Annotated in this window: 10 protein-coding genes; 3 read left to right on the top strand and 7 right to left on the bottom strand. The window is 50.4% G+C overall.

What is annotated here, in order from left to right:
- Positions 1-1,404, top strand: coding sequence for a glutamate decarboxylase (locus tag H6G45_RS17390; RefSeq protein WP_190599653.1), 1,404 nt, complete (start codon positions 1-3; stop codon positions 1,402-1,404).
- 12 nt (positions 1,405-1,416) lie between these two features.
- On the opposite strand, the gene H6G45_RS17385 is transcribed toward H6G45_RS17390, so the two are convergent.
- Together H6G45_RS17385 and H6G45_RS17380 are read right to left on the bottom strand one after the other, a co-directional pair.
- A complete protein-coding gene (locus H6G45_RS17385) occupies positions 1,417-2,619 on the bottom strand; it encodes a class I SAM-dependent methyltransferase (protein ID WP_190599652.1) in 1,203 nt (400 codons plus the stop codon).
- A 104-nt stretch (positions 2,620-2,723) separates the two neighbouring features.
- Entirely contained in the window at positions 2,724-3,551 is an 828-nt protein-coding gene (locus tag H6G45_RS17380; protein ID WP_190599651.1) for an HAD family hydrolase, read from the bottom strand.
- Positions 3,552-3,642: 91 nt separating this feature from the next.
- On the opposite strand from H6G45_RS17380, the gene H6G45_RS17375 reads away from it, so the two are divergent.
- On the top strand, positions 3,643-4,209 hold the full coding sequence (locus H6G45_RS17375) for a 5-formyltetrahydrofolate cyclo-ligase (protein WP_190599650.1): 567 nt from the start codon (positions 3,643-3,645) through the stop codon (positions 4,207-4,209).
- 7 nt (positions 4,210-4,216) lie between these two features.
- On the opposite strand, the gene H6G45_RS17370 is transcribed toward H6G45_RS17375, so the two are convergent.
- The 4 genes from H6G45_RS17370 to glnA form a co-directional block, all read right to left on the bottom strand.
- Entirely contained in the window at positions 4,217-4,747 is a 531-nt protein-coding gene (locus H6G45_RS17370; protein ID WP_228015925.1) for an FKBP-type peptidyl-prolyl cis-trans isomerase, read from the bottom strand.
- Positions 4,748-4,796: 49 nt separating this feature from the next.
- Entirely contained in the window at positions 4,797-5,765 is a 969-nt protein-coding gene (locus H6G45_RS17365) for a PleD family two-component system response regulator (protein ID WP_190599648.1), read from the bottom strand.
- Positions 5,766-5,767: 2 nt separating this feature from the next.
- Complete coding sequence (gene hik14 / locus H6G45_RS17360; protein ID WP_242018231.1) at positions 5,768-10,129, bottom strand: high salinity-induced biofilm formation sensor histidine kinase Hik14; 4,362 nt, start codon at positions 10,127-10,129, stop codon at positions 5,768-5,770.
- Between the two features lie 242 nt (positions 10,130-10,371).
- On the bottom strand, positions 10,372-11,793 hold the full coding sequence (glnA, locus tag H6G45_RS17355; protein WP_190599646.1) for a type I glutamate--ammonia ligase: 1,422 nt from the start codon (positions 11,791-11,793) through the stop codon (positions 10,372-10,374).
- 210 nt (positions 11,794-12,003) lie between these two features.
- Between glnA and H6G45_RS17350 the strand changes: the two genes are divergently transcribed.
- The gene (locus H6G45_RS17350; protein ID WP_190599645.1) at positions 12,004-12,528 is read left to right on the top strand and encodes a GNAT family N-acetyltransferase; all 525 of its coding nucleotides are present in this window, start codon (positions 12,004-12,006) and stop codon (positions 12,526-12,528) included.
- A 142-nt stretch (positions 12,529-12,670) separates the two neighbouring features.
- Here H6G45_RS17350 and H6G45_RS17345 read toward each other — a convergent pair whose 3' ends face one another.
- On the bottom strand, positions 12,671-13,624 hold the full coding sequence (locus tag H6G45_RS17345; RefSeq protein WP_190599644.1) for an NAD(P)H-dependent glycerol-3-phosphate dehydrogenase: 954 nt from the start codon (positions 13,622-13,624) through the stop codon (positions 12,671-12,673).
- Positions 13,625-13,748: the final 124 nt, after the last annotated feature.

Genomic DNA, 13,748 nt, shown 5'->3' with positions numbered 1-13,748 from the left:
ATGGTCCATAAAAAAATTGACCTCAGCCAACTCAGCCCAGCGGAAAGCCTACTCACCCCCACCTATGCGGCCCGGGGTTTGGCCAATGCCGTCAGTAAATATGAAATACCGGAAACCGAGATGCTACCGGCGATCGCCTATAACCTCATCCACGATGAATTAGGGCTAGATGGTAATTCTCGTTTAAATTTGGCCACCTTTGTCACCACCTGGATGGAGCCAGAAGCTAGGCAACTGATGGCGGATACCTTCGACAAAAACATGATCGATAAGGATGAGTATCCCCAAACCGCTGAAATTGAGTTGCGCTGTGTGAATATTTTGTCCCGACTCTGGAATGCACCGGCCAGCGCTGAAGCCACTGGCTGTTCCACCATTGGTTCCAGTGAAGCAGCTATGTTGGGGGGCATGGCCATGAAGTGGAAATGGCGACAACGAAGGCAAGGGGTAGGGAAACCCACTGATCGCCCTAATTTGGTTATGGGCATTAACGTCCAGGTTTGTTGGGAAAAATTCTGCCGTTACTGGGAAGTGGAACCCCGTTTTGTACCCATGGAAGGCGATCGGTACCACATCAGCCCCGCCGAAGCAGTGAAGCTCATGGATGAAAACACCATTGGTGTGGTTGGTATTTTAGGCAGCACTTTTGACGGTAGTTACGAACCCATCGAAGCTTTGAACGATGCCCTAGAAGAATTGAACCAAAAAACTGGTTGGGAGGTACCACTCCACGTGGATGGGGCCAGTGGCGCTTTCATTGCGCCCTTTTTAGACCCGGACCTCCGGTGGGATTTTCGTTTACCCTGGGTGAAATCCATCAACACCTCTGGCCACAAGTATGGCTTGGTTTATCCGGGGGTAGGTTGGATTATCTGGCGAGATAAAGAAGAATTGCCGGAAGAATTAATTTTCCACTGCAACTATTTGGGGGGAGATTTACCCAATTTTGCCCTCAACTTTTCCCGCCCCGGCAACCAGGTGGTGGCTCAGTATTACAACTTTCTCCGCCTGGGCAAAGAAGGTTATCGTAAAATCCAGCAAACCTGTCGGGATACGGCCCTCTATCTGTCCGGCAAAATTGCCCAATTAGGTCCCTTTGAACTGCTCACCGATGGTGGAGATATTCCCGTATTTGCCTGGAAGCTCAAGGACGAAGTGTTAGCCAATACTTCTTATACCCTCTACGACATGGCCGATAAATTGCGCGAACGGGGTTGGTTAGTGCCGGCCTACCGCATGCCCAAAAATCGTGAAGATTTGGTGGTGCAACGCATTGTCGTGAAAGAGGGTTTTAGTCGGGATATGGCGGATCTTTTATTAACGGACATGGAAAGGGCGATCGCCTATTTTGCTAGCCAACCGGATCACAAACCAAAGCAGGAAGGCTCCCACTTCAGCCATTAGGAAACTAGTTTATCAAGCATCGGGGGGATTAACGGGGAAGAAGAATTCTACCCCCTGGTCGATTAAATGTTGATTATTGGCCAAAATTTCCCGCTTAAAGTTCCAGGCGAGAACGTAATAAATGTTAGGTAAACTGGTTAGCTCTTTTTCAATTAAAAGCGGAATGTGCATACCAGGGGAAACCAAGCCCCGCCGTAGTTCATTTTTTTCCACCAAATAATCTAAATATTGGGTGCCGATGCCAAAGTAATTGAGCAACGTATTACCCTTGACTGGAGCGCCAAAGCCCCAAATGGTTTTACCGGCTTGCTTAGCTTCGTCTAGATAGGCGAGGTTTTCCGCCTTCATAGTTTCAATGCGTTGGGCAAAGTCGAGGTAGGTTTGGTAATCATTGCTTTTTTCATCCACTTCCGCCTGGCGCATGGCCTGGAGCCGTTCCGAGGGTTGCCGTTTGCCCTGGTGGGTGACAAAACCGACAATGGAACCACCGTGGATGGGGGCGAGGTAGGCATCGAACATGGATAGCCCATGGCGATTGAGCAATACCTCAATGGTTTGGAGGTTGTAGTACAGCAAATGCTCATGGTAAATCTGGTCGAAAGCCAAGTTTTCCACAATGCGTTTCATGTAGAGAAACTGCACCACAAATACTCCCTCTTCGGCCAAGGCTTCCCGGATGCCTTCGGTGACGGAATGGAGTTCTTCCAAATGAAAAAATACCCCCGCCGCATTAATGGCAGAAAATTTACGCCCTAACTTTTGCACCACCTCCAGGTTGAAAAAATCGTTGAGGGTGGGCACCCCGGCATCGTTGGCAATTTTAGCGGTGGTTTTGGAAGATTCCACCCCCAGCACGTCATAGCCCAGGGCTTGAAAATGCTTTAACTGGGTGCCGTCGTTGGAGCCGATGTCCAGCACGGATTTTTCTGGGGTGTCGGCAAAAAAGCGTTCGTCCAGTTCCTGGGCTACCCGCGCAAAGTGGTCACTGAGGGATTTGGTCACACCGGATAGATAGGTGTGGTCCCCAAACATGATTTCTTTTTTAACTGTGTAGTCCAATTGCACGGTGCCGCAGTCCTGGCAGTACAAAACCCGCAGGGGGTAATAGGGTTCCTGCCCCACTTCCGCCGGGGTGAGAAAATGGTTACACCAGGGTTGTTCCCCCAAATCGATCGCCAAATCTAGACGGGTAGAATCACAAACACGGCACTGCATAGGGGCTAACCAAAAAAACTAAAAACCAGGACTCTGGGCAAGACAGGGCTATCTTCCCACGTTTGTTGTCTTGGCTCAAGCTGGGGCGAGGTCGTTGGGGCGGTTCAGGGCTGGCATTGAATTTGCTCTAAATCGGCGATGGTGACATCGGCTCCCAATAAATTTCCCTTGGGGTAGCCAGGCCAGTGAATGGCGATCGCCCCTTGGGCATTGGCCCCCTTGGCCATGGTGATGTCTCCCTGGGCATCCCCAATCATCAAAGTGTGTGCTGGTTTCACCCCTAACTCTTGGCAGGTTAAAAGGTACAAAGCTGGATCGGGCTTACTAAGTCCTTGGTCAGACCCCTTGGCCACGTCCACTAAGTTTTGCAATTGGTGGTCGGCAATGAAGCGTTCCACACTCTTTTGGCGGGCGGCGGACAAAATGGCAATTTTCACCCCCTGGTTGCGCCACTGTTGGAGGCAATTCACCACGTTGGGGAACATGGGACAGGTGTCGGCATTGGCCACAATTTGGCGATCGGCTTGGTCAAAACATTGGTTGGCGATCTCCAAACTCTGGAACCAGCCATGGCCTTGTTCGGCAATGTAGCTAGCAGCGGCAATGAGGTTATCCCGACGACTGCCCACCGCCATTAGTCCCCCCGGATCTAACTGTTCATTACTCCGGTTAAAGCCATAGGCCCCAGCCAGGCGATCGCCAAAATTGGGTTCAGGTACTTTCTGCTCCAATAGGGCCAACCTAGCTACGGTGAGTTTTTCGAGATAAACTTTGGAATTTTCCAGGGTGCCATCCTTATCAAAAATGAGGGCTTGGATCTGGGTAAAAGTTTTGTTTTGAATGGTGATGCTAACCAAATTAACTCCTGCAAACGGCGATCGCCTGAGTTGTACAACCAGGGTTATACCGAAAAATTCCCATATTATGGCCATTGGTAGCGGGATCAATCCACTACAATCGACCCAATTCTAATATGTGGACAACAACGCCAATCTTTGCCTTTCTGGGCCGCCGTGGAGGCTAGTGGACAAAGCTCAATTACGAACCAAGTTACTACAACAGCGACGGCAATTGTCGGAGGTGCAATGGCAACGTCAAAGCCTGGAATTATGTGCCAACCTCCAGCAATGGTCAGTGTTCCAGCAGAGCAGTCGGATCTGTGCCTATTTCAGTACCCAACGGGAAGCGGATTTAGAGCCATTGTTTGATCGCCTAGGCAAAGCAAAACATTGGGGCTTTCCCCGCTGCGTGCAAAAAAATTTGGTTTGGCATCCCTGGCAATGGGGACAACCGTTAACCACCGGAGCCTATGGCATTAAAGTCCCCACCGATCAAACTGAAATCTGGTCACCGACCACAGTGGATTTATTGCTGGTGCCTTGCTTAGCAGGCGATCGCCAAGGATACCGTTTGGGCTATGGCGGTGGCTATTATGACCGACTGTTTACCGATCCCCTCTGGCGGGCAGTGCCCAAGGCCGGCATATTATTTGAGGCGGGGCTGAGGGAAAAGCTCCCCCACGACCCCTGGGACATCCCTCTGCAAGCCCTAGTAACGGAAAAGCAGATTATTGAGATTAGCGATGGGTAATTAAAAACTATTTAATACCAAGCAATTCCACTTCAAATTCCAAGGTGGCATTGGGGGGAATCACACCGCCCGCTCCCCGGGAACCATAGGCCAAATCCGGTGGAATAATTAGTTTACGCTTACCACCCACCTGCATGGTGGCCACCCCTTCATCCCAACCTTTAATCACCTGGCCGACGCCGATGGTGAAGGTAAAGGGTTTATTGCGGTCAACGGAGCTATCAAACTTAGTGCCGTCGGTGAGGCGACCAGTGTAGTGTACTTCTACCTTTTGGCCCTTAGTGGGGCTGGGGCCTTCCCCTACCACTTCATCGATGTATTGCAATCCAGATTCGGTGGTGACAATATTGGCGGAATTTTCGGCAGTCATAGGAGATGGTTCTGGAGTTTGGAGGGCAGAAGCTTGGGCAATTTGGACTGGGTTAACTTCCTGGGGAGCGGCGATCGCCGGAGGGGACGATTTACCAAAAATGGCCACGGAAACTAACACCAAACTAAAAAAAGCAACAACAGTGAGACTAATGAGAACGTCACGCATAGCGGTAAAAAATTTCATCAAAAAACAGCTCAGAGTAGCGTTGGCCTGATTATCCCATGGCTTCTTCCCCCCATCGACCACTGACCAAACGATTACGCCCCTGGGCCTTGGCTTCGTACAAATATTTATCCGCCGCCGCCACCAACTGTTCCCAACTGCTACCTAGGCAGGGAATGGTGCTGGCACAACCAATACTCAGGGTGACATGGTTGGCGATCGCCGATCGAGCGTGGGGAATTGCAAGACTGGTAATCTCAGCTTGGATGTTTTCCCCGATGTGAATAGCTCCTTCGAGGTCTGTGTTGGGTAGGGCCATCAAAAATTCCTCCCCACCATAGCGGGCAGCCAAATCCTTGGGACGGTGCACCACTCTGCTTAAGGCCTTGGCCACCTGTTGTAAACAGTCATCCCCTCCCTGGTGACCGTAATGGTCGTTATAGTTTTTGAAATAATCTATGTCACAGAGCAAAATAGAAAAAGGATACTGTTCTCGGATTGCCTCGGGCCATTCCGTATTCAAAAATAAGTCCAACTGGTGACGGTTCGCTAACTGAGTTAGTTGGTCGATTTTGGCTAACCGTTCCAACATTTGGTTGGCGGATTCCAGTTGGTGTTGCAGACGACTTTGATAGAGCAAACGTTTTACCCTCTGCCGCAGTACTGCCCAATGGATTGGTTTAGTTACATAGTCGATTGCCCCCGCCTCAAAGGCTCGATCCACCGAAGCTTCATCGTCTAGCCCTGTAATCATTAGCACTAATGGAGAAGGGTTTTGATAATTTTTCATCAGGGCCTGACAGCAGGCAAAGCCGTCCATGACGGGCATCAGGGCATCCATTAACACCACTTCTGGCTTGATTTCAGCAAATTTGGCCAGGGCCTCTTCCCCATTTTCGGCCAGTTCTACCCGGTGTCCTTCTTTTTGTAGGTAAACCCGCAGTTGCATCCGCATAAAACCATCATCGTCCACCACTAAAATGGTTGCAGCGGGGGTTTCCGTTGGCTTAGGCAGATTCATAGCTAGGGAACAGCGAAGGGAGTGAGGGCCTCCACCACAGCGGTGTGTAATTGTTGACAATGGTCAGCCAACTGGGTGGGAGACTCTGAACTTAGTTTACCTGATCCAGCATCCTTTTCTAGTTGTTGGCAGAAAGCAGACAATTGCTGGGCCCCGAGGGAGGCACTACTGGATTTGAGAGAATGGGCAGCGCGTTTGACCACATCTAAATTCCCTGTCTCCAACCCTTGCAGCAATTCCTGTATTAACTTTTGGCTTTCCTGGCAGTAACACACCACCATTTCCCTAAACAGGCCCAAGTCGCCGCCACAGAGTTCATCCCGCAAAAAGGCGATCGCCGTGGGGTCCAGGGGAGACACAGTCATAGCGGTGGGTTTGACGATGGTTTGTTCTTCTAGGGTCATAATATCGACCTCTGGGGTAACAGCATCTCCCCCAGCTTGGGGGGAAGCCATCAAGACCGGAGTATCTTGTAATACTTTTCGTAGTTGGGCAATGGAAACTGGTTTACTAATGTAGCCGTCCATGCCGGCATTCAAGCAGTCTTGGCGATCGCTGGGCATGGCATTGGCAGTCATAGCCACAATGCGGGGTTGACGTTCCGGCGGTAAGGTTTGACGGATGTGACGGCAGGCGGTCAGGCCATCCATCACCGGCATTTGCATATCCATCAAAATTAAGTCATAAAACTTTTCCTCCAAGGCATGGATCACTTCCTGGCCATTGTTGGCGATCGCCACTGGGTAACCCAAATTATTGAGCATCTGGTGGGCTACTTTTTGGTTAACCAGATTATCTTCTGCTAAGAGAATTTGTAGGGCCGGTTGCAGACTGGTGACGTTGTCTTCTGTGGGGGGCTTATCTCCGTCCAGGATAAATTCCGGTAAATCCAACCGCTCAAACTGTAGGGGGTAGTCCGCCAGATCCACCGACCCCTGGAAAAGGTTGACTAAACTTTCAAATATCAAGGATTGGCGCACCGGTTTATTGAGCACCGTTTGAAAGAGGGATAAGTCATCTATACCAGCCACCAACCCAGAAGAAAGCAGGATCATGGGCAAATTCTTGCCCTGGGCAAATTGCCGCAGATGGTAAGCCAGGGTGATGCCATCCATTTGGGGCATTTGTAAATCTAAAATAGCCGCATCCAAGTCCGAACAACGGGCAAACCAATCCAGGGCCGATTCCCCGCTGGTAAAACAATGGCACACTAACCCCCAAGTCTGGCATTGCTCTTGCAAAATCCGCCGGTTAGTTTCGTTGTCATCCACAATTAACACCTGTTTGCCCTTCATCTGTTGCACCGAATCGGCTTCGGCCAAGGCGGGGGCCTGGGCCGTGGTGAGGATGCAGAAATGAAAATTGGAGCCCACCCCTGGTTCACTGGTCACCGTCAGCACTCCTCCCATCATCTGGGTGAGGCGTTGGCTAATCACTAAACCTAATCCAGTGCCACCATATTTCCGGGTGGTGGAAGAATCCACTTGGCTAAAGGATTTGAATAAACGGTCTTGGCGCTCCAGCGGTATGCCAATGCCCGTATCCCTGAGGCTGAAACAGATGCGATGGCTGGGGTGGGGTAAATTCAAAATCGTGTGGTATGGCTCTTCTGGGTCAAAGGGCTGCACTTTTACCGTTAACACCACTTCCCCTTTTTCGGTGAATTTGAGAGCATTGCCGATCAAGTTAGAGAGAATTTGCCGCAACCGGACCTGGTCTCCCAGAATGCGGGCGGGGGTTTGGGGGTCAATGCCATAGGTCAATTCCAGATTTTTGGCCCGGGCAATGGGACCAAACATTTCCAACACCATTTCAATTAGGGGTCTTAGTTCAAATGCTTGGGTTTCCAGCACCAGTTTATCGGCTTCAATTTTAGAAAAGTCGAGAATATCATTGATGATGGTCAGCAGGGTTTCTCCACTTTGGCGGATGGTTTGGACATAATCCAGTTGCTGTAAATTCAAATCGGTCATCATTAACAATTCCGTCATGCCAATGACCCCGTTCATGGGGGTACGGATTTCATGGCTCATCATGGCCAAAAATTCACTTTTAGCCCGGTTGGCGGCTTCGGCGGCCCATTTAGCCTTTTCCAATTCCAGGTTTTTCTGGGCCAATTCCCGACGACGTTCCCGTTCCTTTTCCAACAGGGAGGCTTGGGCCAGGGCTATGCCCATTTGTTCGGCGATCGCCTCTAGCAACTCAATTTCGTCCGCTGTCCAAACCCGCTGTCGGTCACACTGGTGTAGGGCAATGATGCCGTTGGCTTTACCTTGGTAGGAAGTCCGCAGTGCCAAAAGGGATTTTACTTGGAACCGTTGGTAAAATTCTTTGCTTGCAGTGGAGTTTAAATCCCGGTCTAGATCCACCACCGCCATGGCCCGATCACCTTGGATGATAATCCGGTCATAGGCGTGTTCCACCGCAATTTCTCCGGCCAGCAGGGAAGTAAATTGTCCTCCCAAATACTCCGCTACCACGGGCACCTGTACGGTCGTAGCTTCCGAGTAGTTGTGGATCAGGCAACGGCTCACGGCAAAGACATTGCCCACTTGGCGGGCGGCGGTTTGGAAAATTAAAGTTGGTTGTAAGCTCCGGCGGATTTCCTGGCTAATTTTCCGCATTAACAGGATTTGATTGAGCTTTTTCTGCAAAATTTCCTGGGCCTGTTTACGGTCAGTAATGTCCAGACAAGAGCCCACGTAGCCCATAAATTTGCCGTCTTCTAGGTAACGGGGCACCCCCACATTGACAATCCAGCGGTATTGTTGGTCCACCCTACGGTAACGATATTCCAATTCAAAACGTCGGCGATCGCCAAAGGCTTGGTAATAAACCCCCAGGTAATGGCCTTTATCGTCGGGGTGAATGCCTTCTAGATAACCATTGTCCAATTCCTCCGCCAGGGTAGACCCCCGGAATTCTAACCAGGACTGATTGACAAAGGTCATTTTCTTATCCTGATCCGCCACCCACAGCATAATGGGGGAGGTGTCCGCCATCATCCGAAACCGGGCTTCACTTTCGCGCAAACTTTTTTCAGCCTGTTTGCTAGAGGTGATTTCAAAGCGGATGGCCAGGTATTGATAGGGGTTGCCTTCTTCATCTAAAAAGGGGACAACGGTGCTGTCGACCCAATAGGTGTTGTCGGCTTTAGTCCTATTGTTGATTTGTCCGTGCCATACTTCTCCGGCTCTGATGGTCTGCCAAAACTGCTGAAAGAATTCCCGGGAATGGTAACCGGAATTAACTAAACGGTGGGTGTTGCCAATCAGTTCTTCCCGACTATAGCCAGATACTTCCACAAATTTATCGTTAACGTAGGTGATGACTCCTTCGGTATCGGTGATGGCCACAATGGCCGCCTCATCCAGGGCGGTTTTTTGGACAGCTAATTCCTGGAGGGTAGACTGTAAAAACTCTTCAGCTTTTTGCTGTTGTTTGATTAGTTCCCCCAGCTCCTCACTATGTTTACGGCTTTTTTGCAGATAATGAACGGCGATCGCCACCGCCCAGGCCATGAGCAAACCGCTCAGTAAAGTCCATTCCGACCAAAAGGAACCGTACTGGTCTAGCAGAACTGGCCCCGGCACTAATTGCAGTTGCCAATGGCTAGTCATGGCTTCCGCTTGGGGCAAGGAGTCGGCCCACTCTAATTCTTGGTTAACCACAATATCCTGGCGCCAATGGGCAGGGATATCGTCATATATGAGTTGATTGTCTTCAAAAATACGTAGGCCAAAGCTCCGTAGACTACCATCTGGGCCTGGTTTTTCACTGGATAGGGGGCGAACGGCATCGATAAACTGATTGAGTTGGAAAACCCCCACCACAAAACCGTCAAATCTATTTTCGATAAATAGGGGCACATACACCAAAAACCCCTTCTCTCCCTCATCTAAATCCACCACTCTGCTGAGGATGGTAGTTTTTTGCCTTGCTGCTAATTCTAAGGATTGGATTTGGCGGGGATAGTGGTTCGCATAGCCAATCTCCTCTTCATTACCGGGCAATGGTTCAACCCACCGCACCACAAATTTTGAATCCACCCATTGGATCACCTGATAACCACTGAAACTTTCCGCCTGGGCCCTAGCATCTAACGCCCAATCTGTTTGCTCCGTTCCCGTTGGCGATCGTTCCCAACGTCCGGCCATTTGCTCCAGTTGACGGATGTGAATATTGAGTTGATTTTCAATTTGTTCGTGAATATTAATCAGACGATTGGTCAAAACTTGTTTGAGTCGCTGTTGAACTTGGTTGTGGAGAAAAAACCAAGTATTAACGGTCATTACCGATAGCCCTGCCCCGATGAGAAGTGGTAGTAGAGGGGAAAGTAGTAGACGACGCAGGGGAGATTTCATTCGCATCACGGTGGCACTATAACCATGATAAATCCCTGGTCAGACCATTGATTGGACTCAACAAATCTTTCTAAAAGAAAAATCGCCCCCCAGAATTTCCCATAAAGAAAGTTTCCGGTTGGCGATCGCCATTTGGTTTTCATCAGTCCTAGGCCAACCCAGTTAGTACCACCATCGGTGCATGGGGCCGGCCGTTGACACAGATTTTGGTTACTACCTAAAACCCGCTGAGATGGACTGGCTTAGCAGTCGTAGTACAAAGAGAACTCGTAGGGGTGGGGACGCAGACGCATGGGGTTAACTTCGTTGTCGAGTTTGTACTCAATCCAACTTTCCACAAAATCAGCGGAGAAAACGCCGGTACCAGTCAAAAACTCATGGTCTTTCTCCAACGCTTCCAATGCCGCCTCTAGGGAACCAGGGGTGGAAGGGATCTTGGCTAATTCCTCGGGGCTGAGGTCATAGATGTCCACATCCAAGGGTTCACCTGGGTCAATCTGATTTTTAATCCCATCAATACCGGCACAGAGCATGGCGGCAAAAGCGAGATAGGGGTTGGAGGTGGCGTCGGGGCAACGGAATTCCAGACGCTTGGCTTTGGGGTTACCACCGGAGAGGGGAATCCGCACGGAGGCGGAACGGTTACCTTGGGAGTAGGCCAAGTTAACGGGGGCTTCAAAACCGGGCACCAGTCGTTTGTAGGAGTTGGTGGTGGGGTTGGTGAAGGCTAACAGGGCGGGGGCATGTTTCAAAATACCGCCGATGTACCAGAGACCCATTTGGCTAAAGCCGGCATATTTGTCCCCGGCAAAGAGGGGCTGGCCATCTTTCCAGAGGGACTGGTGCACGTGCATGCCAGAACCATTATCGTTGAAGATGGGCTTGGGCATAAAGGTAACGGTTTTGCCGTACTTCTTAGCCACGTTTTTGATCACATATTTATAGATCATCAAGTTGTCAGCGGAATTGACCAACTTGTCGAACTTGATGCCCAATTCGTTCTGACCACCGGAAGCCACTTCATGGTGATGCTTTTCAATGGGAACGCCAAAGGCCGCCATGGTGAGCAACATTTCTGTGCGGATATCCTGGGCGGTGTCGGTGGGAGCCACGGGAAAATAACCCTGTTTGTAGCCTGGTTTGTAACCGAGGTTGCCCCCTTCCTCTTCCCGACCGGTGTTCCAACGCCCTTCCACGCTGTCGGCAAAGTAGAAGCTAGAATTTTCCGTTTGGCCAAAGCGAATGTCATCGAAGAGGAAAAATTCAGCTTCGGGACCAAAGTAAACTGTGTCGGCAATGCCAGTGCCACGGAGATATTCGGCGGCTTTGGCAGCAATGGTGCGGGGATCCCGGTTATACCATTCCCCAGTGCGGGGCTCCTTGATACTGCAAATCATGGTCAAGGTCGGTTCTTTGCAGAAGGGATCGATGGTGGCGGTGTTTGGGTCGGGCACCATGCACATGTCGGATTCATTAATGGCTTTCCACCCCCGGATACTGGAGCCATCAAAGGGAATACCTTCGGTGAAGGAGTTTTCATCAAGTTGGTCGTAATAGAAGGAGCAATGCTGCCAAATTCCCGGCGTATCAATAAACTTAAGGTCGATAATCTTAATTTTTTCGTCTTGGATCCACTTGAGGACTTCCTGGGGGGTTTTAGCCATTTTTTCTCCTTAGTGCAGTCAGATAGATTACAATTTTGCGCTGCGTCGAGTATCCATCGTAAAGAGTCAAGTAGTTAGAAAATGTATTTTTCGCTACCAATTTTTGCGACTCCGTTCTGGCGATCGCCTAGAAATGACGGAAACTATCGCAATTCCCATTAACATTTAGACTAGTGCCTATATCAACCCCGCAAGTACTAAAATATTGCTGTGATCCCATCTGACCTTTTCCTACGGGATGCCATCATTACGGATTTAGATTCTATTGTTGCTATTTACAATGCCAACATTCCCCAAAATGTAGCCACCGGTGATACCGATGCAATTACGGTGGAAAGCCGTCGTCAGTGGTTTGCGGACCATGGGCCAGACACCTATCCCCTCTGGGTGTTGGTAACGGAGCACAAGCAAATAGTGGGGTGGTTGGGTTTTCAGCGGTTTTATGGTCGCCCTGCCTACCATCGCACTGCGGAGTTGAGTATTTACCTTGACCCCCTCTGGCATCACCGAGGTTTGGGGCAGTATTTACTCAAAACGGCGATCGCCAAGGCCCCCCAGTTGGGGCTAAAAACGTTGCTGGGATACATTTTTGCCCACAATCAGCCCAGTATTCGTTTGTTTCAACGCCACGGTTTTGAGCAGTGGGGCCTATTGCCCAAGGTGGCGGAGTTGGGGGGCCAGGAACGGGATTTGTTGATTTTGGGATTACGCCTCAAAAGTTGTTCATCGGGGTAACTGTTGCTCCCGTCGCCATGGAGCCGCTTCAACTTTAGCAATGGGGAAGCTTTGAGCTGATTTTGCTCCCAATGAAAAAATCGCCTTGTTTAGACCCCTAACTCGGCCTGAATCATGATCATGATGGGAGAACAGGACCATATCAAAGATCAAAGTCTTCAAATTCTGCTTTCAATTCCCTTTCCATCAATGCTTCCACTGCCTGGGGCGGAGTAATTTTTCCGTGGAGCAAACGATAAACCTGTCTAGTGATGGGCACAGCAATTTTTTCTCGATTGGCAATTTTTATTAGTACGTCGGTGGTGTTAACCCCTTCGGCGGTGCCCCCTAGGTTGGCTAAAATCTCCTCCAGGGGTTGGCCTTTGGATAAACCATAACCCACCCGATAATTACGGCTGAGCATACTGGAGCAGGTAGCCAATAAATCCCCTAACCCCGCTAGGCCCCAAAAGGTGTCTGGTTGGGCCCCAAAATGCAGTCCCACCCTAGTGATTTCCGGCAAGGCCCTGGTGATCAGGGCGGATTTGGCATTGGTTCCCAGCCCCAAACCTTCGCATACTCCCACGGCGATCGCCATGACATTTTTTAGGGTACCGCCCAATTCTGTGCCTAGGGGATCGTTGTTGGTGTACACCCGAAAGTTGTCCGCTGCAAAAATGGTTTGGATTTCTTCCGCTGCGGCTTGGTCACTACTGGCCACCACCGTTGCCGCCGGCAAACCCTGGTCAATTTCCTTCGATAAATTCGGCCCCGACAAAACGGCGATCGGCTGGGAAGGTAGGGAGGCTTGCCAAATTTGGGAAGGGGTAGCCATGGTTTCAGGGTCTAAACCCTTGGTGGCCGTTACCAAAATAGTCCGCTTCTGGAGGTCCATGGCCTCTAATCGGGCCGCCACCGATGGTACCCCCTTGATGGAAACCGCCGAGACAATTACATCAGCCCCCGCCACCATGGATTCCAGGCTCTGCGGCGATCGACGAGACCAAACTTGGGTAGGAATGTCATTATTGTTCAACACATAGGCAAGACTAGAGCCCCAGGCTCCGGCCCCCAACACAACAACTTGGGGGGGAGTATTGGCATTGGCAAAGGACATGGTAGTTTTTCTGTAATTCGTCTTCGCCTCCATTATGGCCACGGATCGGCACCCCCAGTGGCCTTAGCGATTACAAATGGCGATATGGGTTAACGGCAAAGCAAAGGAAATGGGAGCACTGGCC

The organism is Synechocystis sp. FACHB-383, assembly GCF_014698605.1.
Lineage (GTDB): Bacteria > Cyanobacteriota > Cyanobacteriia > Cyanobacteriales > Microcystaceae > Synechocystis > Synechocystis salina.
Note: the sequence above shows the minus strand (reverse complement) of the source record. Positions and strands in the feature narration are given on the sequence as shown.

Coding starts and splice junctions, on each gene's coding strand:
- H6G45_RS17385 (WP_190599652.1), bottom strand. CDS start 2,619: ATGCAGTGCCGTGTTTGTGATTCTACCCGTCTAGATTTGGCGATCGAT.
- H6G45_RS17345 (WP_190599644.1), bottom strand. CDS start 13,624: ATGTCCTTTGCCAATGCCAATACTCCCCCCCAAGTTGTTGTGTTGGGG.
- H6G45_RS17365 (WP_190599648.1), bottom strand. CDS start 5,765: ATGAATCTGCCTAAGCCAACGGAAACCCCCGCTGCAACCATTTTAGTG.
- hik14 (WP_242018231.1), bottom strand. CDS start 10,129: ATGAAATCTCCCCTGCGTCGTCTACTACTTTCCCCTCTACTACCACTT.
- glnA (WP_190599646.1), bottom strand. CDS start 11,793: ATGGCTAAAACCCCCCAGGAAGTCCTCAAGTGGATCCAAGACGAAAAA.
- H6G45_RS17380 (WP_190599651.1), bottom strand. CDS start 3,551: ATGGCCATAATATGGGAATTTTTCGGTATAACCCTGGTTGTACAACTC.
- H6G45_RS17370 (WP_228015925.1), bottom strand. CDS start 4,747: ATGCGTGACGTTCTCATTAGTCTCACTGTTGTTGCTTTTTTTAGTTTG.
- H6G45_RS17390 (WP_190599653.1), top strand. CDS start 1: ATGGTCCATAAAAAAATTGACCTCAGCCAACTCAGCCCAGCGGAAAGC.